Source organism: Streptomyces sp. NPDC005962 (genome assembly GCF_040629205.1).
In the GTDB taxonomy this organism is placed as follows: Bacteria; Actinomycetota; Actinomycetes; order Streptomycetales; family Streptomycetaceae; genus Streptomyces.
The window spans coordinates 59,010-83,007 of the sequence record NZ_JBEXVE010000020.1 but is presented as its reverse complement, the minus strand read 5'-3'; the positions used below and the strand labels follow the sequence as shown (position 1 = coordinate 83,007).

Here is a 23,998-nt window from a genome sequence, read left to right as displayed (position 1 = left end):
CCGGACGCGGCACCCCCCTACCGCGCCCCGCCCGGAATCCATCGCGGCGCTCGAGCCCTCCCCTTGAGCCGCGTTGAATGATGGTCCGATGCGGGTTGAGTAACGACGGTATTGCTGCTGATGAACCTCTTGAGCCTCTTGACTCTAGGACAAGAGGGCGGCGGCGACACCTCTTTCGAAAACGTTGTCCGTCATTTCTCCTCCCCTTTGTTCCCGGCCGCTCGCACACTCCCCATGCGTTTCAGCAGCCGGTCGGCCGGACCGAACAGCTCCGGCCGGGAAAGCACCGCGTTCCGCAGCGCCCGCACCGGAGCACGCCGTGCCCGATGCCCCAGCGCCACCGGGTGGCGGCGCGTCACCCATCCCTCCGACACGCTGAGATCGCGTGTCTTGAGGGAGTCTTTGTATTCCTTCTCGCCGCGCCCGAGATCCAGATAGTCCATCCCTTGGGCGGCGGCTCCCTCCGCCATCCGCAAGTGCAGCACCAGACCGGGCGAGAATTTGGCGAAGTCCGTGTCGTACGCCGGAAACCAGCAGGCCATGACCCGTTCCGAACGCAGCCCGAAGTGCGCGGCGACCGGCCGTCCGTCCGCGTACAGCACCGACAGGACGCCCGCGAAGGAGTCCCCCCGGGTGTGGAACAGCTGCCGCACCAGCCGGGTGATCCACGGTTGGGCGAAGCGGTCGCTCCGCCCGGTCCTGCGGTACTGCGCGGACTTCCACCCCATCAGGGTGCGCAGCACGGCCGGATCGCGCTCGTCATGGACGTAGGACACCTCGCCGACATCCCGGCCGAGCTTGCGCTCCTTGGCCAGCGTCGAGCGCGTGAACTTCGGCGAGCGGGCGCGCAGATGGGCGAGATACGCCTCGTACCCCTGGTCCACGTCGATCACGGGGGAGTCGTACGTCCCCCGCGCCGCCACCTCGAACGGCTTCTGCCCCTCGACCAGATGGTCGTACTCCCACACCGCCAGCCCGCACGCCCGCAGCAGCTCCCGCGCGTCCCACTGGAACCCCGGCCGGTGGACCAGCCCCTGTGCGTCCGACAGGCCCAGGCCGATCGCCCGGCCCACTCCGAACCGGGTCCGCTGGAACGGGAGGAAGCTCACCGGCTCGCCGTCCTCACGCACCACGGCGATGCGCACCCCGCGTCGGCAGCGGCCGAGCGCGAGCGTGAACTCGGGTGACAGGAAGGGGTTCGCCAGCTGTGGCGCGCCCAGCAGATGCGCCTGGGCCTGGATGGCCGTCCAGGCGGCCCGGTCCGCGGCGGACAGCTCGCCCGGCCGGTACACACGGATCTCCACCTGTCAGCCGCCCCCGCTGTTCTTCTGGGGCGCGGTGCGCCTCCGGTCGGGGCGTCGGGCCTGTACGAGGAGGGGCGGGATCAGCACCAGCAGGCTCAGCAGGCCCACCGCGGCCACTCCGCCGCGCACCGACCAGATGTGCAGCGCGAGCATGGCCTGTGCCACCAGCAGATCGAGGGCGAGCGCGCCCGCCACCCCCAGCACCGCGCGGGCCGCCGCGTCGAGCCCCCGCAGGGCGCTGCCCAGCGCCGCGGCGGGCGCCGCCACGAGGAAGAACAGGGTGAACGGCGCGCGCAGCGGCGAGTCGAAGTCCGCCAGTGTGAGCGCGGCGCCGGTGACCGCGATGCCGACGGCCGCCCCCGCGGCCACCGGCAGCAGCTCGGCATGCGCCGATCTCTGGTCAGCGATGTGAGCCGTGCCGGCTCTGTCAGCCCTGCCAGCCCTGTCTGTGTTGGTCTGCATTGGCGACTTTGCCCCCCGACGCGCCGGATGCCGGGCTTCAATGTCGCGCAGCGCGCCGAGGCCCGTCAAGACGGGAAAAGTGTGCGAAGAGGTCATGCGGGAGCGCGTGGTTGAGCGCCCACCAAGGGGTTTGTGCGCCGTGTGCGCCGGGCGCACACCGGGAGTTGCGTGCAGGATTCACTCTTTTGAGTGATCGAAAGATTTTGGACACTTCCGCGCATAGATCATGATTTTCGGCGGCATGACATAGCCATGTCATGCCGCCGATATATGCGCGGTGGCGTGATTGACGGTTTCGAACGCGATTGCCCCGCTGCGGGGTGATCGCACCTCACATCGGCACAGCAGTGATCCTGCTAGGGAGATCGAATGAAACTGTCCAGACTCACGGCGACCTTAGGTGCGTTCGTCGTAGGCACTGTCCTCGCCCTCACCGGGGCCGGTGCCGCCCACGCCGCCGGGCAGAGCGCCGGACCCGCCTATGTGGCGCTCGGTGACTCCTACTCCTCCGGGGTCGGCTCGGGCAGCTACGACAGTGCCAGCGGTGCCTGCAAACGCAGCACCAAGGCGTACCCCGCGCTCTGGGCCGCCGCCCACTCCCCCTCCAGCTTCGCCTTCACCGCCTGTTCGGGCGCCAAGACCGGTGATGTGCTCAGCGGTCAGCTCGGACCCCTCAACTCCTCCACCGGACTCGTCAGCATCAGCATCGGCGGCAACGACGCCGGTTTCGCCGGCGTGATGACCACCTGTGCGCTGCAGGGCGAGAGCGCCTGCCTCACCGCCGTGGCCAACGCCCGTACGTACGCCGAGGGCACCCTGCCCGGCAAGCTCGACCAGGTGTACGACGCCATCGGCGCCAAGGCCCCGTCCGCCCATGTCGTCGTCCTCGGCTACCCGCGCTTCTACAAGCTGAAGGGCTCCTGCCTCCTGGGCATCAGCGAGGCCTCGCGCGCCGCCATCAACAACGCCGCGGACCTCCTCAACTCCGTCACCGCCAAGCGCGCCGCCGACCACGGCTTCTCCTTCGGCGACGTCACCACGACCTTCACCGGACACGAGATCTGCTCCGGCAGTGCCTGGCTGAACAGCGTCACCCTCCCCATCGAGGAGTCCTACCACCCGACCGCCGCCGGTCAGTCCGGTGGCTACCTCCCGGTGTTCACCTCGGCCGCTTGATCCGCGCCCTGCCCTGACGCGTCCGGCGCATCGGAGGAGGCCCCGTTCGCCGGGGCCTCCTCGCACGTCGTGGCGAAGCCGACGCGCGGGGACGTGACGCCCTTCGCGCCGCCCCTGGTCTCCACGGCGATCCAGTCCTTGTGCGCGCCGCCCGCCTCGTAGGACGGCTCGATGTGGCGCACCGTGCGGGACGTGGTGCCATGCCTGAAGTCCACCCGCTTCCAGCCCCCGTCCACCACCCGGCCGCTGCCGGTGATCCAGCGGTACTCGACCCGCGCGGGCGCCCGGTTCACGGAGAGCGTCGCGGAGAAGGACGGCGCCTCGCCGGTCGGGGGCGGGCACGCGCCCCGGTAGTCGGCGCGCTCGGTCTTGATGACGACGGTGATGGTGAGGCCGGGCGTGGCGGTGGTCGCGGGGCGGGAGGCGTCGTCGCCGCTCTTGGTGGTGTCCGTACGGTGGGTGCCGGTGGCGGTCGTCATGCCGCCGCTGCCACCGCTGGTGTCGCCCTGATCGCTCTCGTTCAGCAGCGCCCAGGTGAGTCCGGTCAGCGCCAGCACGCCCAGCAGTGTCCCGGCCGCGACCGCCGCCACGGCCCGCCGGGGGTACTCCGGCGGAGGCTGATCGTCCGCCGGGCCGGGAGCGGGAGCGGGGGAGAGGGCGGCCGGATGACCGCCCGGCGGTGTCGCCGCCGACGGTGCCAGGGGCCGGGTGGCTGGCGTCGGCGTCGCGTTCGGCCGTGGCGGTACGTCGGCGGGCGTGCCGCCCGCGGCCACCAGCCGCAGCAGCCGCTCCGCCTGCGCCGCCGTCGTCCGCTGCCGCGGATTCTTGTGCAGCAGTCCCTCCAGTACGGACCTCAGCGGCCCGGCCCAGCGGGGCGGCGGTAACGCCGCGTCCACCACGGCCCGCAGCGTCGACAGCGGCGTGTCCTGCCGGAATGGCGAGAAGCCCTCCACCGCCGCGTACAGCATCACGCCCAGCGACCACAGATCCGCCTCCGGGCCCGGGGACCGGCCGAGCGCCCGCTCCGGGGCGAGGAACTCCGGCGAGCCGACCAGTTCCCCGGTCAGCGTCAGCGCCGCGTCACCCTCCACCATGGCGATCCCGAAGTCGGAGAGCACCACCCGGCCGTCGTTCGCGATCAGTACGTTGCCGGGTTTGACGTCCCGGTGCAGCACGCCCACCGCGTGCGCGGCCCGCAGCGCCGCCAGCACCTCGGCGCCGAGGAACGCGGCGCGCGCGGGCGGCACCGACCCCTGCGCCTCCAGTACGTCCGCGAAGGACAGCCCGCGCACCAGCTCCATGACGATCCACGGGCGGCCGCCCTCCACCGCCACGTCGTACACCGTGACCACGTTGCGGTGCGAGACCCGGGCCGCCGCCCGGCCCTCCCGCTCCAGCCGCGCGTACAGCCGGTCGACGGCGCGGTCGCCGAGCCCGGCCGGAGCCCGTACCTCCTTGATGGCGACCTCGCGGCCCAGCGCCTCGTCGTACGCCCGCCACACCACGCCCATGCCGCCGCGGCCCAGCTCGCCGAGGAGGCGGTAACGCCCCCCGGCCAGCCGCTCACCCCGTCGGCCGACACCCTCTTCGCTCATGGCCGAGCCCTCCCCCCAACCGAGCAATTCGGGCTGAATGTACCTCAACCGAGCGTTGTTGCCGCCCCCCTGAGTACCAATCCGCAGCCGAGCACGAGGACGACGGCGGCCGTCCCGAACGGCGACGCGCGGTGCAGCACTCCCAACAGCTTGTGACCCCGGCCCGCGCGCTCCCGGCGGGCCATGAGCCGTTCGGCGGCCTCCTGGCCCACGCGTACCGCCGCGAACCCGGCCGCGGTGAGGGTCAGCGCCAGCCCGATCCCGTACGCCACCACCAGCACGACCCCGAACCAGGCCTGACCGAGCGCGGCGGCGCCGACCAGCACGACGACGGCGGAGGGGCTGGGGACCATGCCGCCCGCGAAGCCCATCAGGAGGGTGCCGCGCAGGGTGGGGCGGAGCTCATGGGTGTGGGTGTGGCCGTCTCCGTGGTCGTGGGAGTGGGTGTGCGAGTGCCCGTGGTCGTGACTGTGTCCGTGCTCGTGATCGTGCTCGTGGTGCTGATGCTGGTGCTGATGGGCCTTCACATGACGGTGTCTGCGGACCGCCTTGCGCAGCAGCCCCGCGCCCGTCAGCGCGACCAGCGCCCCACTCGCGATGCCCAGCCAGGAGATCACCGAGGGCGCGGCCGCCGAACCCGCCGTGACCAGCAGCCCCAGGGCGAACACCCCCAGGGTGTGGGTGACCGTCACCGAGGCGCCGAGCGTCAGCACATCGCGCAGCGCACCGCGCCCGCCCGCCGCGGCGGCCGCCGCCATCATCGTCTTCCCGTGGCCCGGGGCGAGCGCGTGCATCGCGCCCAGCAGGACCGCGATACCGAAGGCGGTGAGCGCGAAGCCGAAGGTGATGTCGTGCCGCGCCACCATGGAGGTGAGCGCCTGCGTCCAGCGGTCCGCGCCGCGCGGCAGCACCGACGAACCCACCGCGTCGTCCCGGTCGGACGCCGGGGTGGTCGCGGCGAGCGCGGGGCCGCCCGGCTCGACCCGGAGGGTGGCCGTGCGCTGGTCGAGCGGCGAGGAGAGCTGGCCCTTGGGATAGCTGACCAGCCGGTGGGAGGCCGAGCGGGCCGGGACGGTCGAGTCGGCGAGCGTCATCCGGTCGCCCCGGGCCGTCAGTTCGCGCCAGCCGGGGCCCGCGCCGACGTCGTGGGGGCGGTAGGTGATGGTCGCCTTCCGCGCGTGCGCCAGTTCGGCCGTCAGCCGGCAGGTCACGCGTACGGTCGGCAGCCCGGCCTGGCCGGGCCGGTCGCGGGCCGCGCTGTGCTGGACGCGGACGTCGGTCTCGCGGCCGTCCACGGTCAGCCGCGCCTTGTCCGCGGCGGTCGCGCAGCGGGTCTTGGCCCAGGCGGCCAGCTCGCTCCGGGAGAGCGCGTCGTCGACGTTCCGGTCGATCTCCGCCTTCGCCTGCGCGGACGGGATCTCGGCCAGGTCCTCGACGTGGTCGACGCGGACGGCGTCCTGCGTGATGACCAGTCCGTCGTAGCGGTTGACGGTGAAGTTGCCGAGGGGATGCGCCTCGGCGCTCCCGGCGGGCACCAGGACCGCCATCGCGGCCCCCAGGAGCACCCCGGCAGCGACGACCCGCCGCCGCAGCCGCCGCCGAGCGGCCACGTCACGGGGATGCCCGGACGCCTTCCCCCACCCCGCCCCTACCCGACCCCGGGGCTCCGCCCCGGACCCTGCCGGATGCTGCGCACTGGGCTTCGTGGGGTGCTCTGGCTCGGGCTCTGCCGCTGCTGGTGCGGCCTTGGCAGGCGTGGCCTCAGGGGTCGTCGGGGGCTGGGGCCCGGTGGGGGGTGTCATCGGGTGCCGCCCAGGTGGTTCAGGGTTGTCTTCGCGTCGCGGGCGCCCGTCGGGGAGAAGCCCGGGTTGAGGTCGAGGGCGGCCTTGAGGTGGTCGCGGGCGGACTGCTTGTCGCCCAGGGACTTCTCGATCACGCCTCGGTGGTAGAGGAACGCCGCGTTGCGGTAGCCCGGTTCGGCGGCTCGCTTGGCGGCGGTGAGGGCCTCGCGGTCCTTGCCGTTGCGGTGCAGGGCCCAGGCCAGGGCGTCGGCGGTGTGGACGGTCTGCCGTCGGTCCCATTCGGCGCGGGCCGCCTTCAGGGCCTCCTTGACGTCGCCGTGGTCGGCCGCGACGAGGGCGCTGTCGAGGTCGGTGGCCACGCCGTTCGCGCGGGCCAGGGTGATCCAGGTGTCGACGACCGCGTACTGCTGCTTCGCCTTCTTGGCGTCGCCGCGCGCCTCGTACGCCTCGCCCAGCGCCGCCAGCTGCGCGGGCAGCGGAGAGCGCCGTACGACCGCTTCCAGGTCGCGGATACCGGCCCCGGTACGCCCCTCCGCGACCGCTGTGCGGCCCCGGTACTCCAGGGCCGGGAGATAGCCGGGCACGGCGCGCAGGGCGGCGCCCAGGGCGCGGCGCGCGGTGGCGTACTCGCCCTGGCCGAAGGCGAGCTGGCCGAGCGAGGTGGAGACGTAGGCGATGTCGCTGGGTGAGGTCGCGGACTCCCGGGCGGTTTCCAGGACCCGGTGTGCCCCCTTCGGATCGCCGCGCAGCTCCATGACGTAGGCGAGCCGGGTGAAGACGGGGATGCCGGGCCGCACCGAGTCGGCGTGATCGGCGGCGGCGGTCGCGTCCTTGTAGCGGCCCAGCTCCACCAGGGCGTCGATGCGGACGGCCATCGCCGACTGGCTGTAGGAGTTGATCTTCAGCGCCTTGTCGGCGTCCCGCAGCGCGCTCGTGAAGTCGTGCCGGGCGGCGGCGAGGGAGGCGCGCCCGGCGAGTGCCTCGTCGTTGTCGCGCGGCTGGACGGCGAGCGCGCGGGCGAAGGTCTTCTCCGCCTGCGGATAGCGGGTGGGGTCGCCGGTGCTGCGGGCCTGCTCGATGTAGGCAGCACCCAGGCCGGACCAGCCCGAGGCGTCCTTCGGCTGGGCGCGCAAGTGCTTCTGCAGGGCGCTGATCCGCCCCGCGAGGCCGTCGGCCGAGACCTGCTGGAGCGATGCCGGAGCCCCGGCGGAGCGCAGCGACACCGGTTCGGCGGGCCGGTCGGCGGGCGTCCCGCCGAGTACGGACGAGCCGGCGGTCAGGCCCACCGCGAGGGTGCAGACGACGGCCGCCGTGCGGACCGTGCGGGGGAGAGGTGGCCGGAGAGCCATGGTGACAGCTGCCTTTCGCCGGGACGGTGCCGGGACGGTTCCGGGGCGGAGGAGAGGAGGGGGAGGGGCGCGGTCCCGCGCGGCTCACGGGGGTGTGGGAGGGCGGGACCGCGCCCGCGGGGTGGTGCGAGAGGCGACGGGCGCGGGTCAGTGCCTGCGCGCGGGGGCGGGACGGCGCGACTTGCGCCACCACAGGAGGCCGAGGCCCAGCAGCAGTACGGCGCCGCCGCCACCCGCCGCGGACCCGGCGAGCATCATGGAGTCGGAGGAGTCGCCGATGCCCGCGCCGCCCTCCAGCAGGGAGGAACCGGCACTCTTCGAGACGGCCTTGGCGTCCGAACCGGAGCTGGGCAGCGCGAGGAACGGGAAGGAGCCGTAGAACTCCTGGTCGTTCTTGTCGACCGCGTCACCCAGGTCGTTCTTCTTACCGAGGAGCTCGCCCTCCACGGCCTGCAGCGAGATGTCGAGGACGTCGTCGAGCGGCCGCCGCCCGTTGGGGAACCCGGCGTTGTCGCCGTCGAGCACACCGAGCCGCTTGGGGTCCTTCGAGGGCGCGATGGACGTGTTGAGCCGCAGCATCTCGGAGGGGCGGACGTGCGGCGGCTGGTTGAGCTTCGGCACACCGGTCAGGAAGACCTGCACGAGGTCGTCACGCGGGGTGTCCGGGGCCTCGATCTTGTAGATCTGCTCGATCAGCTTGGGCAGTTCGGGTTCCGTGACGGACTTCAGGAACTGGCCGTCGTCCCACGGGGCCGAGGCGTTGAACTTGTCCTTGTCCTTGCGCGGCAGGACCACCTCGTTGACCAGCGGGTTGCCGAGCCGGGAGACCTGGGCATAGTCACCGCGGGCGTTCTTGCGGTGGACGGTGGACCACACGCCGATCACCGGCTGGTCCTCGGACTCGGTGAGCGCCTTGGTCGGCACCTGGAGGGCCAGGGACTGGACGTTGTAGCCCTTGAGGGTGTCGTTGCCGATCTCGGACATGTCGCCGCCGTAGAGCAGGTCGAAGACCCGCAGATCGGCGAAGAAGGGGTCGTCGGCCTGACCGGCGAAGCTGGTCGAGCCGCCGCTGTAGCCGATCTCCTGGACCGACTGGTCGCGGAGCTTCTTGTAGTCGGGCATGGACGCCTTGCCGACGTTCGACGGGGCGACCGGCAGGTCGTCGCCGAGCTTGGCCCGCGCGACGGCCCGCTGGTTCTTGAGCTTGATGACCTCAAGGTCGTAGCTCTGGGTGAAGTTGAGGTCCGGGTCGTCGAGCGAATCGACCGGGCCGGTGTTGTAGAGGAACGTGTTCTTGTTCTTCACATAGTCCTGGAACGTCCAGCGGAAGAGCAGATCGCCCTGGCCGTCGCCGTCGTTGTCGATGTGCAGGTCGTACCGGGCGTCCGTGCCGAACGTGTAGAAGTTCGGTCCGCCCGCCGGGTCCTGGAACGGCAGGAAGTTCGTGATCAGGGTGGTCATGTCCGGCTTGTCGGGGCTTTGGAACGCGTACACGTCCGTCGCGTCGTACTGCGGCTGCCCCGAGATCAGTGGCGCCTCGCGGTGGCTGGAGGCTTCCGCCGTCTGCGGCTGCAGTGCCGCCACGCCGGTGGCCGTGAGCGCGCCCGCGGCCAGCGAGCAGCAGACGAGCCCTGCCAGGCTCCTGGTGAATGCGGTCATCGTGTCGGTCCTTCGCACCTTGCCGGATGTTCCTTCATGCGGCTATTCGAGGCGGAGGGCCGAATGGCTTGGCGCGTTCTGTAATTTGTCACGAATCGCAAAGGGGCTCCCACCGGGGCTGATCTTCACGGTATGGGCGTCAACACCCTTGACGTGGTGGTGAATCAGGAACCTTGGATGCGCGGGTGACGCCTCGGGGAGGTAGGGTTACTCTGCCCGGGGCGGGTGCCCTCGTACGGGTGGGGAGTGACATGGAGCAGATAGCAGTACGCAGCAGGCCCCGAGTGCCTGCCATTCATTGTGGGAGCGGAGCGTCAAGCGCGCGCCTCGACCGCCATCTCGCGGTGCTGGGCGGCCCGGCCGTCCCCTCGCGGGAGGCCGAAGGCGCGACGGTGCTGATGCAGGAGCTGACCGCACGCGATCACACACGCGCGAAGAACAGCCGGGGTGCCCGGGTGTCGCTGTTCGCGCCGCTGCGCCGGCTGAGGCGCTCGCTGTTCGGCAACCGCGCCTGACCCACCGAGCCTGACCCACCGCGCCCGACCGCCCCGCCAAGGCGCGTCAGACCCGCGCGCGATCGCGTCCGCATCCCGGGCAGGCACCGGACGAACCGGCCCGCTCCAGCCGGTGAGTCCGTGCTGCGCGGTCATTCCAGACCGCCCTGCGAGGCACGGCACACCGCTGTCTCCCCGGGATGCGCACCGTTCGTAGCCGGGCCCGCAGCGCCGCGCAGGCGCAGGTCACGGCGCCGGGCCACCACACCGCCGCGCGGGTCACAGCAGCGCGAACTGGCCCTCCGGCCCCTCCTCCTGGTGATCCAGCACCGACGCCGGGCGGCGGGCCGCCGCGGGCACCGGCAGCACCCCGGCGGCGCGCAGTTCCTCCGGGCCGACCACCGGCCCCTCCGCCACCCGGTCGGCCAGCGCCTGCCGGGCCGGGCGCAGCTCGGCGAGCAGCGCCAGTACGGTGATCAGCTCCAGCAGCTCGGACGTCCAGTCCCGCGGCCATCCGGCCGGTGCGCCGACCGCCTCCAGCGAGCCCGGCTCGGCGTGTGCCGTACGCCGCTCGAACCACGCCTCCAGCACCCGCACGCCGCCCGCGTGGGCCTCCCACGCGGCCCGCGGTACGGGGGAGATACGCCCCGCGCCCAGCTGGAGGGCCGCCTCCTCCGGGTCGTAACCAATCGTGTCCGGCAGCCCGCGCTCGGGCAGCGCGGCGCGCACATAGGGGCGCTGGCCACCCGGCATGCGCGGGCGTTCACCACTGTGCGCCCCGCGCGTATGCAGCCACAGCGCACGGCGGCCCAGCTCCACGCCCGTCTCCCAGATCTCGGGATCGGCGGTCAGCGGTACGGCGCATGGCGCGCCCCGGTGCGCGGCGGCGGCCCAGGCGAGGAAGTCCTCGGCGGCGACCGGCCGCCCGAGCCGTTCGCCGAGGTGGTCGAGGAGCCCCGGCGCGAGATTGGGCTCGCGTCCGCCGGGGCGGCGGTAGAACGGGCGGATCAGCCCGGGGCGCCCGGCGGGGGAGTGGCCGTCCGGCAGCAGCGCGGAGAAGGTGAGCGCCGGGTCGGGGCCGGGCCCGCCCGCCTCCACCACATGGATCTGCCGGTCGTCCGCGACCCGCCACAGCTCCGGGCGGGCGGCGTCGATCACGCGGTGATCCGGTATCAGCCACTGCTGGTCGAACGGCCCGTGCGCGACCCGGACCGGCTCCGGACACGGCCCGCCCTCGCGGGCCAGCCGGGCGGTCGAGGTGGCCTGGCCGGGCAGCTGCGGTACGGAGGTGTGCAGCGTACGGGCGCGGCTCGGCCGGAACAGCGCCGCCCGCTCGGCCTCGTCCCCGGCGCCCACCAGCCGCGCCCAGCGAGCCCGCAGCGCGCCCGCGTCCGGCCCCACGACCCAGCCGCGCCCGAACCGTGGCGGCCGCACGGACCAGGGCATGAGATCCGCAAGCAGCGATGCGTCTCGGGTTGCCGTCACGTCTCGGGTAGCCGTCACCCTGCCGCCTTTCACCCGGCACGTACTCGGTCAGCCCCGGCATCGTAACCGTGCCTTCAAGGCTCGGCTTGCCTCCGGGCGCCTCAGCCGGTGTCGACGGCGGTCAGTCGGCGTCCACCGTCACCGAGAACGAGAAGCGGTCGCCGCGGTAGTGGATGCGGGCCACGTCGACGACGCGGCCCGTGTCGTCGTACGTCACCCCCGTGTAGTGCAGGATCGGGCTGAGCAGCGGGATCTGGAGGAGGCGGGCGGTCTCCGGGTCGGCCAGGCGGGCCTCCACGGTGTCGGTGATGCGGCTGATCCGTACCCCCACCGCGTCCCGCAGCACCTTCGTCATCGGCCAGCGCGCCAGGTCGGCGAGGTCGATACGGGCGGCGAGTTCGGGGCGGACCAGGTTCTCGGCCCAGTTGGTGGGCTCGCCGCCGCGCTCGTCCCGGCGCAGCCTGCGGTAGGAGGCGGCCTCCTCCAGGCCGGGGAAGTACCCGGCCAGCTCCGCCGGGACCGGCGCCGGGCCATGCTCCAGCACCGTGGTCCGCTCGCCGGACTGCTGGGCCACGATCGCGTCCACCGAGCCCAGCAGCCGCACCGGCGTGCCGCGCCGCGCGCTCGGTTCGATGAAGGTGCCGCGCCGCCGGTAGCGGCTGATCAGGCCCTCCGTCTCCAGTTCCTTCAGCGCCTGCCGCATGGTGAGGACGCTGACGCCGTAGTGCTCGGCGAGCCGGTCCTCGGTGGGCAGCCGCAGCGGCTCATCGGGCCCGCGCCCGAGTATCGAGGCGCGCAGCGACTGCGAGACCTGGTACCAGAGCGGCAGCTTGCGGTTGAGGGCGAGGGAGTCGGGGGCGAAGGTGGTCACAGCGCGGTTCTCCGGTAACGGTCACGGAAGGGCCTGGGGCTCACGCGTGGAAGTGGCGCTCCAGACCCTGCCACACCGCGTCGTAGGCCCCCTGGAGCCGGTCGGACTCCAGCGCCTGCCGGGTGGCCGTCACCGGCCAGCGCGTCTCGAACATGAAGGCCAGCCCGTCGTCCAGCTTGCGGGGCGTCAGCTCGGCCGCGCTCGCCGCCTCGAAGGTGTCGTGGTCGGGGCCGTGCGCCGACATCATGTTGTGCAGCGAGCCGCCGCCGGGGACGAAGCCGCCGGGACCGGCCGTCTTGGCGTCGTACGCGCCCTCGATCAGGCCCATGTACTCGCTCATCACATTGCGGTGGAAGTACGGCGGCCGGAAGGTGTCCTCGCCGACCAGCCAGCGCGGCGCGAATACCACGAAGTCGACGCCCGCGAGCCCGGGGGTGTCCGACGGTGAGGTGAGCACCGTGAAGATGGACGGGTCGGGGTGGTCGTAACTGATGGTCCCCATGACGTTGAAACGGCGCAGATCGTATACGAACGGCACATGGTTGCCGTGCCAGGCGACGACGTCGAGCGGGGAGTGGTCGTACGTCGCGGCCCACAGATTGCCGCAGAACTTGTTGACCACCTCCACCGGGCGCTCCACGTCCTCGTACGCCGCGACGGGGGCCAGGAAGTCGCGGGCGTTGGCCAGCCCGTTGGCGCCGATCGGGCCGAGCTCGGGGAGGACGAAGGGGCGGCCGTAGTTCTCGCAGACGTATCCGCGCACCACGGCGTCGAGCGGCTCGACCCGGAACCGCACCCCGCGCGGGATGAGCGCGATGTGGCCCGGCTCGGCGCGCAGCAGCCCCAGCTCGGTGTGGAGCAGCAGCCCGCCGTGCTCGGGAACGATCAGCAGCTCGCCGTCCGCGTCGCTGAAGACCCGGTCGGTCATGGGTGCGTTGGCGACGTAGAGGTGGATCGCCATGCCGGTGCGCTGCGCCGCGTCGCCGTTGCCGCCCAGCGTCCACAGGCCGGACAGGAAGTCGGTGGACCCGGCGGGCTCGGGCAGCGGGTCCCAGCGCAGCCGGTTGGGGTCCGGGGCGGAGCCGGTGAAGGGGGCGCCGCTCAGGGTGCCGTTGTCGACGCGGATGAACGGCGGGTGCGCGGCGGAGGGGCGGATGCGGTACAGCCAGGAGCGGCGGTTGTGGGCGCGCGGCTCGGTGAACGCGGTGCCGCTCAGCTGCTCCGCGTACAGCCCGAGCGGGGCGCGCTGGGGCGCGTTGCGGCCGACGGGCAGTGCGCCGGGGACCGCCTCGCTGGTGTGCTCATTGCCGAACCCCGAGACGTAGGCAAGCCCTTCGGCCGCCTTGCGCGCTCGCTCGATCCCCATGCCCTCGCCCATGGCGTGCTCCCGACGCTCCGACGAATCCTCTGTCCTACGATAGGAATCGAAGAGGGCTTGCGTCAATGATCGGGCAGGATGGTGGCGTGCCCATACCGCCCCTTCGCCGCCCACCGGTCCAGCGCCGCAGCGCCGAACGCCTCGGCCGGATTCTCGACGCCTGCGCCGAGCTGCTCGACGAGATGAGCTATGAGCAGCTGAGTACCCGTGCGGTGGCCGAGCGCGCCCGGGTGCCCATCGGCTCCGTCTACCGCTTCTTCTCCAACAAACGGGCGATGGCCGAGGCGCTGGCCCACCGCAACCTCGACGAGTACGCCACGCGCATCACCCGGCGGCTGGCCGGGACGGGGGCGGACGGAAGCGACTGGCGTGCCGCGATGGACGTCGTGGTGGACGAATACCTGGAGATGAAGCGGGGTGCGCCGGGCTTCGCGCTCATCGAGTTCGGCATGCCGGTCCCCGCGACCGGCCTGCCCGACCAGCCCAACCACCTGGTGGCCGACCGCCTCCGCGCGATCCTCGCCGAGCCGCTGGGCATCGACGGCACCGCCGAGGCCGACGAACACCTGCGGGTCGCCTTCCTGCTCGCGGTCGAGACGGCGGACGCGCTGCTGCGGCTCGCCTTCCGGGTGCACCCGGAAGGCGACCCGGCGGTCGTGGCCGAGACCAAGGAGCTGCTGCGGGCGTATCTGGCGCGCGTGCTGGACTAACGCTTCGGCAACGAAACCACGCGGCGGTGCTCCACGGATGTCCGGTGCGGGTGACGGCCCTTCCGCTCACCGTCACCATGGCCGCCCAACGGGACTGACCTGGGGTTTTGCGCTTATTGCTCACGCGTCAAGACCTTGTTAACGCCAAGTTGCGCCACCTAACGTCGCCCCGACCGCCAAATCTGGGGGAGTTCAAAGGCGAACGTGAGGTAGCCACATGCTGACAATCCTCGGTTTCGTCATGATCGCTACATTTCTTGTTTTGATCATGATGAAAAAGATGTCCCCGATGGGCGCGCTGGTGCTCATCCCGGCGCTCTTCTGCATCCTCGTCGGGAAGGGGGCACATCTCGGGGATTACGTCCTCGACGGCGTCGGCGATCTGGCGCCCACCGCGGCCATGCTGATGTTCGCGATCATCTACTTCGGGGTGATGATCGACGTCGGCCTGTTCGACCCGATCGTCCGCGTCATCCTGCGGTTCTGCAAGGCGGACCCGATGCGGGTCGTCGTCGGCACCGCGGTGCTCGCGTCGATCGTCTCGCTCGACGGCGACGGTTCCACCACCTTCATGATCACGGTGTCGGCGATGGTGCCGCTCTACCGGAAGCTGAAGATGAGCCTGGTCGTGATGACCGGTGTCGCCGCCATGGCCAACGGTGTGATGAACACGCTGCCCTGGGGCGGTCCCACCGCCCGCGCCGCCGCCGCGCTCAAGGTCGACGCGAGCGACATCTTCGTCCCGATGATCCCCGCCCTCGCGGTCGGTCTGGTCTTCGTCTTCGCCCTCTCGTACGGTCTCGGACTGCGCGAGCGCAAGCGCCTCGGCGTGCTGACCATCGACGAGGTCACGGCGGACGACCCGGAGACGGTGCTCGTGGGCGCGGGCAGCGGCACCGGCAAGGGTGTCAGCCTGGGCAAGCGCACCGGCGGCGCCGGCGGCGGTACGGACGCCGAGGCCCCCGCGGGCGGCCCGGCGGCGAGCGGCCCGGCCGAGGACGACGACGAGTTCAAGGGCCTCGACCCGAACCGCGCCACCCTGCGCCCCAAGCTCTACTGGTTCAACGCGGCGCTCACCGTCGCCCTGCTGGCCCTGATGATCACCGAGACGCTGGATATCCCGGTCCTCTTCCTGCTCGCCGCGGCCGTCGCGCTCACTGTCAACTTCCCGCGCATCGCCGACCAGAAGGCCCGCATCGCCGCCCACGCCGAGAACGTCGTCAACGTCTCCGGCATGGTCTTCGCCGCGGCCGTCTTCACCGGCGTACTCACCGGCACCGGCATGGTCGAGCACATGGCCCGCTGGCTGGTCGACGGCGTCCCCGACGCCATGGGCCCGCAGATGGGCCTGGTCACCGGCGTGCTCTCGATCCCGCTCACGTACTTCATGTCCAACGACGGCTTCTACTTCGGCATCGTGCCCATCCTCGCCGAGGCCGGTCACGCCCACGGCGTCGGCACACTGGAGATCGCCCGCGCCTCGCTCGTCGGCCAGGCCCTGCACATGTCGAGCCCGCTCGTCCCCGCCGTCTACGTGCTGGTCGGCATGGCGAAGGTCGAATTCGGCGACCACACCAAGTTCACGGTGAAATGGGCGGTGCTCACCTCCCTGGTGGTGCTCGCCGCGGGCATCGCGTTCGGCATCATCTGACCGTGACGATTTCGGAGCCCGGTAGGGGCTGGTTGCTGCGCCTGGTCATCGCCTTCTCCTTCGCGCAGGGGGCGGTGAGCATGGCCAGACCGGCCGTCTCCTACCGGGCTCTCGCGCTGGGCGCCGACGCCCGTGCGGTCGGCGTGATCGCGGGCGTCTACGCGCTGCTGCCGCTGTTCGCCGCCGTACCGCTCGGGCGGCGCACCGACCACGGCCGGTGCGCTCCGCTGCTGCCGGTCGGCGTCGTGCTCATCGCCGCCGGATGCGGACTCAGCGGCATGGCGGACTCGCTGCCGGAAATGGCCGCGTGGAGTGGGGTGATGGGACTTGGTCATCTGTCATTCGTCATCGGTGCGCAGTCACTCGTCGCCCGGCAGAGCGCCCCGGCCGACCAGGACCGCAACTTCGGCCACTTCACCGTAGGCGCCTCGCTCGGCCAGCTCGTCGGACCGATCGCCGCCGGGCAGCTCGTCTCCGGCCACGACGGCGCGCTGGCCCGCACCAGCGCCGTCGCGCTCTTGGTCGCCGCCGTCGTCGCGGCCTGTTCGGTCACCTCGCTGTGGCGGATCGAGCACCGCGCGGCCGACGGGCCGGTGACGAAGTCCGCCGCGTCCCCCGCCCGGCGGGTGCCGGTGTTCGGCATCCTGCGCACCCGCGGCGTCGCCTCCGGCATCTTCATCAGCCTCGCCGTGCTCTCCGCCACCGACATCCTCACCGCCTATCTGCCCGTCGTCGGCGAACAGCGCGCCATCTCGCCCGCCGTCGTCGGCGTACTGCTCAGCCTGCGGGCCGCCGCCACCGTCGCCTGCCGCCTGGTGATGACCCCGATGATCCGGCTGATGGGCCGTACCGTGCTGATGGCCGTCAGCTGTCTGGGCGCCGGGCTGCTGTGCGCGGCCGTCGCCCTGCCGCTGCCCGCCTGGGCGCTCGGCGTGCTGCTGGCCGCGCTGGGCTTCTGCCTCGGCGTCGGCCAGCCGCTGTCCATGAGCACCGTCGTCCAGGCCGCGCCCGACGAGGCGCGCAGTACCGCCCTCGCGCTGCGGCTGACCGGCAACCGCCTCGGCCAGGTCGCCGCGCCCGCCTCGGCCGGAGTGCTCGCCGGGGTCGCGGGCACCGCCGCCCCCTTCGTCATGCTCGGCGCGCTGCTGCTCGCCTCGGCGGCGATAGCCGTACGGCCACTCCGGCGGGCCGCCGGTACGGTGGCCCTGCCGGCCGCGCGCACACCCCGGCGCGGCCCCGAGGCGGAGCCGAGCGCGGTTTCGCGGAGGTATGGGCCGGGGGAAACACCGGCCCGCACCGACCCCGAGGAGCCCATGCCATGATCCGCGCCGCCGTCCTTCCCGCCATCGGCGGTCCGCTCCGCGTCCAGGACATCGAGCTCCCCGACCCCGGACCGGCCCAGGTGCGGGTGCGGCTCGCCGCGGCCGGGGTGTGCCACTCGGATCTGTCGCTGTCCGACGGAACACTCCGCCAGCCCGTCCCCGCCGTCCTCGGCCACGAGGGCGCGGGCACCGTGACGGCGGTCGGCGACGGCGTGACGGGGGTCGCCCCGGGCGACGCCGTCGTCCTCAACTGGGCCCCGTCCTGCGGGACCTGCCACTACTGCGGCCTCGGCGAGCCCTGGCTGTGCGCCAGGGCCGGGGACGCCGCGGCCACGCCGTACGCCACGCTCGCCGCCGACGGCAGCGCGCTGTACCCGGGGCTGGGCACGGCCGCGTTCGCCGATGAGACCGTCGTACCGGCGCACGCCGTGCTCCCGCTCCCGGACGGCGTCCCGCTCACCGACGGCGCCCTGCTGGGGTGCGCGGTGCTCACCGGGTACGGCGCCGTCCACCACAGCGCCCGGGTGCGCCCCGGCGAGTCCGTCGCCGTCTTCGGCATCGGCGGGGTCGGCCTCGCCGTGCTCCAGGCGGCGCGCGTCGCGGGCGCCGGGACGATCGTCGCGGTGGATGTGTCACCCGGGAAGGAGGAACTGGCCCGTGCGGCGGGCGCCACCGAGTTCGTCCTCACCGGCGCACCCGGCGCGACTCGTGAATCCGGACAGACGGATGCAACGGGCGCAACGGGCGCGACCGGCGGCGGCGACCCGGCCAAGCGGATTCGCGCCCTCACCGGCGGTCACGGCGCCGACGTCGCCATCGAATGTGTCGGCCGCGCCGACACCATCCGCGCCGCCTGGTCCGCCACCCGCCGCGGCGGCCGGACGACCGTCGTCGGCATCGGCGGCAAGGACCAGCAGGTCACCTTCTCGGCGCTGGAGCTGTTCTACTTCGGCCGCACCCTGTCCGGCTGCGTCTACGGCAACAGCGACCCGGCCCGCGACCTCCCCGTCGTCGCCGAGCACATCCGCGCGGGACGCTTCGACCTGTCGGCGATGGTGACCGAGCGGATCGGCCTGGACGGCATCCCGGCCGCCTTCGACGCGATGCTCGCGGGACGCGGCGGCCGGGCACTCGTGGTCTTCTAGGGCCTGATCCGAACGACAGGCCTAGCCGCCGTTCCCGCCCGCCACCATGGCCAGCCACGGCCGGTACGCCTTCCCGAACGGTTCGGCGCCTCCCTTGACCGCCTCCAGCAGCCACTGCCCGGCCGCCTCCGCCCGCGCGACGACCTCCGCCGGATACCCGTACCGCACCTGGTGCTCCGCGAACTCGTCCTCGTCCACCAAGAGCGTCCGCCCGTCGGGCCGCTTCCGGATCACGTCCAGATCCAGGTCGACCATGGTGACCTCGTCCGGCGAGACCCACTCCACCGGAGTGGTGATGTCGCAGTACACCTCGGTCGAGCGCGGCGGGGCGTTGAACACCGCGGTCCACCATGTCCCGCGCGGGAAGAGGATCACGTGCGCGCACTCGATGGGCACCTCGGGGCCGTCCCCCTTGCGCATCACCGAGTCGGCGGGCAGCCCCAGCCACACCCCGTGCTCGTCCTCGCCCAGTCTGCGCATGCGCAGATTCCAGTGCAGAGTGCCGTCGTATTTCCGGTAGTTGACCTGGACCTGAGATGGCATGAAAGCGATCCTAACCTTCGGTCGGAGTCGACTCCTAAGCGCTTGCTCACCCTCCGTGTAGGGTGTCCGCCATGGACGTGGAGCGGAAGAACGCCGGGGGCCGGGCCGAGGCGTGGGGAGACATTACGCCGGACGCGGCCCGGCGGCTGGTGAGCGCCGCCGTGCACGCCTTCGCGGAACGTGGCTATCACGCCACCACCACGCGGGACATCGCGGGGCGCGCCGGGATGAGTCCGGCCGCGCTCTACATCCACTACAAGACCAAGGAAGAGCTGCTCTACCAGATCAGCAAGGTCGGCCACCGGCTCGCGCTGGACATCCTGGAGGAGGCGCGGGACGGGGGCGGGGCCCCCGCCGAGCGGCTCGCCACGGCGGTGCGGGGCTTCGTGCGGTGGCACGCCGAGCACCATACGACCGCGCGGGTGGTGCAGTACGAGCTGGGCGCGCTCGGGGAGGAGCACCACGCGGAGGTCATCGCCATACGGCGGGACACGGACGCGGCGGTGCGCTCGATCATCGAGGACGGGGTGCGGTCGGGCGACTTCGACGTGCCGGATGTGCGGGGCACCACGGTCGCGGTGCTGTCGCTGTGCATCGACGTCGCCCGCTGGTTCAACGCGCGGGGGCGCAGCACACCCGACGAGGTCGGCGACCTCTATGCCGGGCTGGTGCTGCGCATGGTCGGCGCGGAAGGCACGAGCCGCTAGCGAGCGGCTGGCGAGCCGCTAGAGGTAGAAGCGGGACACCGTTTCCGCCACGCAGGCCGGTTTGGTGCCGCCCTCGCGCTCGACGGTGACGTTGAGCGTCAGCTGGAGTCCGTCCTTCACCTCGGCCACCTCGGCGATGCGGCCCGTGGCGCGCAGCCGGGAGCCGACCGGGACGGGGGAGGGGAAGCGGACCTTGTTGCTGCCGTAGTTGACGCCCATCCGTACGCCCTCGACGCTCAGCAGCCGCGGGCTGAAGTACGGCAGCAGGGAGAGCGTCAGATAGCCGTGCGCGATGGTCGTGCCGAAGGGGCCCGCGGCGGCCTTCTCGGGGTCGACGTGAATCCACTGGTGGTCGCCGGTCGCCTCGGCGAACAGGTCGATCCGCTTCTGGTCGATCTCCAGCCACTCGGTGGGACCGAGCTCCTCGCCGACCGCGGCGCGCAGTTCCTCGGGCGAGGTGAAGATCCTGGGCTCTGCCATGTGTAACTGCCTCCCGGGCGACTCGCGATGCTGCTGAGCGATGCGGCTGAGCAACGCGATTAAGCGATGCGGCTAAGCGACTGCTCAGCATGCTCGGGTGGCCCGGGTCCTGTCAACGCTCCCGGGTGCGCGCCGCCCGTCTGGCCATCCCGTCATGGCGTTCGGGGCGCGCTCGCCACGTCCCGGCGAGCGCGCCCCCGGCCCGGGGCCGGGCCTCCGGCCGCTCAGGCCGCCGCGTACCGCGGGACGCAGCCGGTGCGCCGGGAGGCCGACAGCGCCTCGGTGGTGAGCAGCGGGACCGGCACCACGATGCCGCAGTCCTCGCAGACCGGTCCGGCCACGGGATAGCGGTCCAGGTCCTCGCGCCAGACCAGCCGGTCCTGGTCGCAGACCGGGCAGGCCGATCCGGGTCCCGCCTCCATGGCCACGATCAGCCGCCGCAGGACGTCGGCGAGGCGGCCGTCGGGATAGGTCGAGGGAGATTCGCACGGCATGATGTCGCAACCGCCCCAGGTGTGCAGGTGCCAGTCGTCGACGGCGCTGGGCTGCCGGATGCCGTGGTGTTTCTCCAGCCTGCGCCGGGCGGCGAAGTCCGCCTCGTACGCGAGCCACAGGGTGCGGGCCTCCTCGAGTTCTTCGAGTGCCGTGATCAAACGTGTGGGTTCAGGCTGACGGTCCTCCGGGGTGATCCCGGTCCTGGCACACAGATGGTGCCAGGTCGCCCGGTGCCCGTACGGCGCGAACCGTTCCAGGCATTTGCGCAGCGAGGTGCGCCGGGCGGTGACGTGTCTGCGTGGATTACGAACCTCTCGTGCGAGTGCTCTGAAACCGGCCACTTCTTACCACCTCCGCGTTGTGCGGACCCGACTCGTTGTCGAATGGACGTAACGCAGCGCGATCCCGTTCCCTCGTGTTTCCAGAAAGTCGCGAGGCAATCAAATGAAGGAAGTTGACGGTCGCTCACCTTCCCGGGTTGTTGTACCGCCGGTAACCTCCCCCTCAACTGCATCCGGGAGGAGCGGATATGCGTTTCAGAACCGGCAAGCTCACCCGTGTCGCCATCGCCGCGGCCGCGGTATTGGCGCTCGGCGCCACGTTCGCGGCCCCGCTGCCGCAAGAGGCCCAGGCGGCGCCCGCCGCCCAGGCCGACACCGACTACTGCGGCGGACAGTGCTCCGACATCCTGCCGCCCGGCGCGACCGGCAACGCGACCCTGGCCGACATCCTCGCCAACCGGGTGTTCGGCACCCACCCCGCGCACAGCGCCGACCAGCTCGGCCCGTACAGCGACCTGGCCCAGGGCTACCCGACGCTCACCGACGACAAGCTGAACACCTTCTTCAACGACTCGTCGTTCGGGGTCCCGGCGGACCAGGTCGAGTCCGTCACCAAGCCCCGCGACGACGTCTCGATCACCCGGGACAAGAAGACCGGCGTCCCGCACATCCAGGGCACCACCCGCGAGGGCACCGAGTTCGGCGCCGGATATGCCGCCGCCCAGGACCGGCTGTGGCTGATGGATCTCTTCCGTCACGTCGGACGCGGCGAGCTGACCTCGTTCGCCGGTGGCGCCGCCTCCAACCAGGGCCTGGAACAGGACTTCTTCCGCCAGGCGCCGTACAACGAGGCGGACTATCAGGCGCAGATCGACTACATCCTGGCCACCGGCGGCGAGCGCGGAAAGCAGGCGCTCGCCGATGCCCAGGCGTATGTCGACGGCATCAACGCCTACGCCAAGAAGGCCAAGGACGGCCGCTACTTCCCCGGCGAGTACGTGCTCACCGGGCACATCGACGCGATCACCAACGCCGGGGAGATCGCGCCCTTCAAGCTCACCGACCTGATAGCCCTGGCCTCCGTCGTCGGCGCCCTCTTCGGCAACGGCGGGGGCGGCGAGGTGGAGGGCGCGCTGTCGATGCTGGCCGCCCAGCAGAAGTACGGCCTCGCCGAGGGCACCAAGGTGTGGGAGTCCTTCCGGCAGCGCAACGACCCGGAGGCCGTGCTGACCGTCCACGACGGCAAGGGCTTCCCGTACGCGGACAAGCCCGCTTCACCCAAGGGCACCGCCATGCCCGACCCCGGCTCCGTCACCGCCGAACCGCTCGTATACGACCGCGAGGGCAGCGCCACCCCGGCCAAGGCGGGGGCCCGCACCACGGTCAAGGCGCCCGCCAAGCTCGACAAGCTGCGCGGCATCTACGACGACGGGGTGCTGCCCCGCGATCTGTTCAGCCGCAAGAAGGGCATGTCCAACGCGCTCGTGGTCTCCGGCAAGTACACCGCGAGCGGCAAACCGGTCGCCGTCTTCGGCCCGCAGACCGGCTACTTCGCCCCGCAGCTGCTGATGCTCCAGGAGATCCAGGGCCCCGGGATCAGCGCCCGCGGCGCCTCCTTCGCGGGCGTCGGCATGTACGTCCAGCTCGGGCGCGGCCAGGACTACGCGTGGAGCGCCACCACCTCCGCACAGGACGTCACCGACACCTACGCGGTCGAGCTGTGCTCACCGGACGGCTCCGCGCCCACCAAGGACGCGACGTACTACCGCTACCACGGCGAATGCCTGCCCATGGACAAGCTGGAGCGGCGCAACGCCTGGAAGCCCACCGTCGCCGACTCCACCGCCGCGGGCTCCTACCGGATGCAGGTGTACCGCACCAAGTACGGCCTCGTCACCCATCGCGCCACGGTCGGCGGCAAACCGGTCGCCTACACCTCGCTGCGCGCCACCTACCGCCATGAGGCCGACTCGATCGTCGGCTTCCAGATGTTCAACGACCCGGGCTACGTGACCGACGCGAAGTCCTTCCAGAGCGCCGCCCAGCACATCAACTACACCTTCAACTGGTTCTACGCCGACTCCCGGCAGACCGCCTACTACAACAGCGGGCTCAACATGCGGCGCGCCGACGGCGTCGATCCGTCGCTGCCCGTGAAGGCGGAACCGGCCTACGAGTGGAAGGACTTCGACCCGGCGGTCAACACCGCCGCGTACACCCCGGCCGCCGAACACCCCCAGTCCGTCGATCAGGACTACTACATCAGCTGGAACAACAAGGTCGCCAAGGACTACGGCGCCGCGGCCTTCGGCAACGGCTCCGTGCACCGCGGCAACCTCCTCGACGACCGGGTGCGCGCCCTGGTCAAGAAGGGCGGGGTGACCCGCGCCGCGCTCGCCCGGGCGATGGGCGAGGCCGCCGTCACCGATCTGCGCGGCGAGGACGTCCTGCCCGAACTGCTGAAGGTGCTGCGCAGCCAGCCCATCGACGACCCCGCCGTGGCGTCCGCCGTACAGAGCCTGGAGTCCTGGCAGGCGGCCGGTTCACAGCGCCGCGAGACGAGCGCGGGCTCGCACACCTACGGTCACACCGACGCGGTGCGCATCATGGACGCGTGGTGGCCGCTGCTGGTCGAGGCCGAGTTCAAACCGGGTCTCGGCGGCGAGCTGTACGACGCGCTGCGCACCAACCTGAGCGTGGACGAATCTCCCTCGGCGGGCCACGGGCCGACCGGTTCGCACGCCGGATCGTCCTTCCAGTACGGCTGGTGGAGCTATGTCGACAAGGACCTGCGCGCGGTCCTCGGCGAGGACGTCAAGGGCCCGCTCGCCAAGCCCTACTGCGGCGGCGGCGAACTGAGCGCCTGCCGCGACGCCCTGCTCGGCAGCCTCAAGCAGGCCGCCGCGAAGCCCGCCACCGAGGTCTATCCCGGCGACGACAACTGTGCGGCGGGCGACCAGTGGTGCGCCGACGCCATCATCCAGCGCACGGTCGGCGGACTGACCCACGACAAGATCAGCTGGCAGAACCGTCCCACCTTCCAGCAAGTGGTGGAGTTCGCACGCCACCGCTGAGCGAGTAGCGAGTAG

At 71.9% G+C, this 23,998-nt stretch carries 20 protein-coding genes; 8 read left to right on the top strand and 12 right to left on the bottom strand.

Going from position 1 to position 23,998, the window contains the following annotated elements:
- Positions 1–191: 191 nt before the first annotated feature.
- Both ABZ370_RS28740 and ABZ370_RS28735 read right to left on the bottom strand, forming a co-directional pair.
- A complete protein-coding gene (locus ABZ370_RS28740; protein WP_358626294.1) occupies positions 192–1,304 on the bottom strand; it encodes a GNAT family N-acetyltransferase in 1,113 nt (370 codons plus the stop codon).
- 3 nt (positions 1,305–1,307) lie between these two features.
- Entirely contained in the window at positions 1,308–1,673 is a 366-nt protein-coding gene (locus tag ABZ370_RS28735; RefSeq protein WP_358626292.1) for a hypothetical protein, read from the bottom strand.
- Between the two features lie 462 nt (positions 1,674–2,135).
- Between ABZ370_RS28735 and ABZ370_RS28730 the strand changes: the two genes are divergently transcribed.
- Positions 2,136–2,942, top strand: a complete 807-nt coding sequence (locus tag ABZ370_RS28730) for an SGNH/GDSL hydrolase family protein (RefSeq protein ID WP_358626290.1) — start codon at positions 2,136–2,138, stop codon at positions 2,940–2,942.
- On the opposite strand, the gene ABZ370_RS28725 is transcribed toward ABZ370_RS28730, so the two are convergent.
- The 4 genes from ABZ370_RS28725 to ABZ370_RS28710 form a co-directional block, all read right to left on the bottom strand.
- Complete coding sequence (locus tag ABZ370_RS28725) at positions 2,912–4,537, bottom strand: serine/threonine-protein kinase (RefSeq protein ID WP_358626289.1); 1,626 nt, start codon at positions 4,535–4,537, stop codon at positions 2,912–2,914. The two genes, ABZ370_RS28730 and ABZ370_RS28725, sit on opposite strands and share 31 nt — an antisense overlap.
- Positions 4,538–4,581: 44 nt before the next feature.
- A complete protein-coding gene (locus tag ABZ370_RS28720; RefSeq protein ID WP_358626433.1) occupies positions 4,582–6,084 on the bottom strand; it encodes a nickel transporter in 1,503 nt (500 codons plus the stop codon).
- Between the two features lie 251 nt (positions 6,085–6,335).
- Positions 6,336–7,688, bottom strand: a complete 1,353-nt coding sequence (locus tag ABZ370_RS28715; protein WP_358626287.1) for a tetratricopeptide repeat protein — start codon at positions 7,686–7,688, stop codon at positions 6,336–6,338.
- A gap of 147 nt (positions 7,689–7,835) precedes the next feature.
- Positions 7,836–9,347: a DUF4331 domain-containing protein gene (locus tag ABZ370_RS28710; RefSeq protein ID WP_358626285.1), complete on the bottom strand. Its 1,512-nt coding sequence runs from the start codon at positions 9,345–9,347 to the stop codon at positions 7,836–7,838.
- Between the two features lie 251 nt (positions 9,348–9,598).
- Here ABZ370_RS28710 and ABZ370_RS28705 point away from each other — a divergent pair, with 251 nt between their 5' ends.
- Positions 9,599–9,862, top strand: coding sequence for a hypothetical protein (locus ABZ370_RS28705; RefSeq protein WP_358626283.1), 264 nt, complete (start codon positions 9,599–9,601; stop codon positions 9,860–9,862).
- 258 nt (positions 9,863–10,120) lie between these two features.
- Here the strand turns inward: ABZ370_RS28705 and ABZ370_RS28700 are convergent, their stop codons facing one another.
- From ABZ370_RS28700 to hmgA, 3 genes are all read right to left on the bottom strand, one after another.
- Complete coding sequence (locus ABZ370_RS28700) at positions 10,121–11,287, bottom strand: type ISP restriction/modification enzyme (RefSeq protein WP_358626281.1); 1,167 nt, start codon at positions 11,285–11,287, stop codon at positions 10,121–10,123.
- 160 nt (positions 11,288–11,447) lie between these two features.
- The gene (locus tag ABZ370_RS28695) at positions 11,448–12,197 is read right to left on the bottom strand and encodes a GntR family transcriptional regulator (RefSeq protein WP_358626279.1); all 750 of its coding nucleotides are present in this window, start codon (positions 12,195–12,197) and stop codon (positions 11,448–11,450) included.
- A 40-nt stretch (positions 12,198–12,237) separates the two neighbouring features.
- Positions 12,238–13,575, bottom strand: a complete 1,338-nt coding sequence (hmgA, locus tag ABZ370_RS28690) for a homogentisate 1,2-dioxygenase (RefSeq protein ID WP_358626277.1) — start codon at positions 13,573–13,575, stop codon at positions 12,238–12,240.
- Between the two features lie 65 nt (positions 13,576–13,640).
- On the opposite strand from hmgA, the gene ABZ370_RS28685 reads away from it, so the two are divergent.
- The 4 genes from ABZ370_RS28685 (at position 13,641) to ABZ370_RS28670 (ending at position 18,403) form a co-directional block, all read left to right on the top strand.
- Positions 13,641–14,285: a TetR/AcrR family transcriptional regulator gene (locus ABZ370_RS28685; protein ID WP_358626276.1), complete on the top strand. Its 645-nt coding sequence runs from the start codon at positions 13,641–13,643 to the stop codon at positions 14,283–14,285.
- 217 nt (positions 14,286–14,502) lie between these two features.
- Positions 14,503–15,936 (top strand): citrate:proton symporter, encoded by a 1,434-nt coding sequence (locus tag ABZ370_RS28680; protein ID WP_358626274.1) that lies wholly within the window; start codon positions 14,503–14,505, stop codon positions 15,934–15,936.
- Between the two features lie 2 nt (positions 15,937–15,938).
- A complete protein-coding gene (locus tag ABZ370_RS28675) occupies positions 15,939–17,258 on the top strand; it encodes an MFS transporter (protein WP_358626272.1) in 1,320 nt (439 codons plus the stop codon).
- The gene (locus tag ABZ370_RS28670) at positions 17,255–18,403 is read left to right on the top strand and encodes a Zn-dependent alcohol dehydrogenase (RefSeq protein ID WP_358626270.1); all 1,149 of its coding nucleotides are present in this window, start codon (positions 17,255–17,257) and stop codon (positions 18,401–18,403) included. The genes ABZ370_RS28675 and ABZ370_RS28670 overlap by 4 nt, the downstream gene beginning before the upstream one ends.
- A gap of 21 nt (positions 18,404–18,424) precedes the next feature.
- Here ABZ370_RS28670 and ABZ370_RS28665 read toward each other — a convergent pair whose 3' ends face one another.
- Positions 18,425–18,946, bottom strand: coding sequence for a DUF402 domain-containing protein (locus ABZ370_RS28665; RefSeq protein ID WP_358626268.1), 522 nt, complete (start codon positions 18,944–18,946; stop codon positions 18,425–18,427).
- A gap of 71 nt (positions 18,947–19,017) precedes the next feature.
- Between ABZ370_RS28665 and ABZ370_RS28660 the strand changes: the two genes are divergently transcribed.
- Positions 19,018–19,653, top strand: a complete 636-nt coding sequence (locus ABZ370_RS28660) for a TetR/AcrR family transcriptional regulator (protein ID WP_358626266.1) — start codon at positions 19,018–19,020, stop codon at positions 19,651–19,653.
- 18 nt (positions 19,654–19,671) lie between these two features.
- Here ABZ370_RS28660 and ABZ370_RS28655 read toward each other — a convergent pair whose 3' ends face one another.
- Positions 19,672–20,133, bottom strand: a complete 462-nt coding sequence (locus tag ABZ370_RS28655; RefSeq protein WP_358626264.1) for a MaoC family dehydratase — start codon at positions 20,131–20,133, stop codon at positions 19,672–19,674.
- A gap of 224 nt (positions 20,134–20,357) precedes the next feature.
- Positions 20,358–20,969, bottom strand: coding sequence for a hypothetical protein (locus ABZ370_RS28650; RefSeq protein WP_358626263.1), 612 nt, complete (start codon positions 20,967–20,969; stop codon positions 20,358–20,360).
- A gap of 188 nt (positions 20,970–21,157) precedes the next feature.
- Between ABZ370_RS28650 and ABZ370_RS28645 the strand changes: the two genes are divergently transcribed.
- Positions 21,158–23,983, top strand: coding sequence for a penicillin acylase family protein (locus ABZ370_RS28645; RefSeq protein WP_358626261.1), 2,826 nt, complete (start codon positions 21,158–21,160; stop codon positions 23,981–23,983).
- The last annotated feature ends 15 nt before the right edge of the window (positions 23,984–23,998 follow it).

Bases quoted from the DNA above. Each gene is read 5' to 3' on its own strand.
- ABZ370_RS28720 (WP_358626433.1), bottom strand. From the start codon at position 6,084: ATGGCGGTCCTGGTGCCCGCCGGGAGCGCCGAGGCGCATCCCCTCGGC.
- ABZ370_RS28660 (WP_358626266.1), top strand. From the start codon at position 19,018: ATGGACGTGGAGCGGAAGAACGCCGGGGGCCGGGCCGAGGCGTGGGGA.
- ABZ370_RS28645 (WP_358626261.1), top strand. From the start codon at position 21,158: ATGCGTTTCAGAACCGGCAAGCTCACCCGTGTCGCCATCGCCGCGGCC.
- ABZ370_RS28665 (WP_358626268.1), bottom strand. From the start codon at position 18,946: ATGCCATCTCAGGTCCAGGTCAACTACCGGAAATACGACGGCACTCTG.
- ABZ370_RS28725 (WP_358626289.1), bottom strand. From the start codon at position 4,537: ATGAGCGAAGAGGGTGTCGGCCGACGGGGTGAGCGGCTGGCCGGGGGG.
- ABZ370_RS28730 (WP_358626290.1), top strand. From the start codon at position 2,136: ATGAAACTGTCCAGACTCACGGCGACCTTAGGTGCGTTCGTCGTAGGC.
- hmgA (WP_358626277.1), bottom strand. From the start codon at position 13,575: ATGGGCGAGGGCATGGGGATCGAGCGAGCGCGCAAGGCGGCCGAAGGG.
- ABZ370_RS28655 (WP_358626264.1), bottom strand. From the start codon at position 20,133: ATGGCAGAGCCCAGGATCTTCACCTCGCCCGAGGAACTGCGCGCCGCG.
- ABZ370_RS28680 (WP_358626274.1), top strand. From the start codon at position 14,503: ATGCTGACAATCCTCGGTTTCGTCATGATCGCTACATTTCTTGTTTTG.
- ABZ370_RS28700 (WP_358626281.1), bottom strand. From the start codon at position 11,287: ATGCCCTGGTCCGTGCGGCCGCCACGGTTCGGGCGCGGCTGGGTCGTG.
- ABZ370_RS28715 (WP_358626287.1), bottom strand. From the start codon at position 7,688: ATGGCTCTCCGGCCACCTCTCCCCCGCACGGTCCGCACGGCGGCCGTC.
- ABZ370_RS28705 (WP_358626283.1), top strand. From the start codon at position 9,599: ATGGAGCAGATAGCAGTACGCAGCAGGCCCCGAGTGCCTGCCATTCAT.
- ABZ370_RS28670 (WP_358626270.1), top strand. From the start codon at position 17,255: ATGATCCGCGCCGCCGTCCTTCCCGCCATCGGCGGTCCGCTCCGCGTC.
- ABZ370_RS28710 (WP_358626285.1), bottom strand. From the start codon at position 9,347: ATGACCGCATTCACCAGGAGCCTGGCAGGGCTCGTCTGCTGCTCGCTG.
- ABZ370_RS28685 (WP_358626276.1), top strand. From the start codon at position 13,641: ATGATCGGGCAGGATGGTGGCGTGCCCATACCGCCCCTTCGCCGCCCA.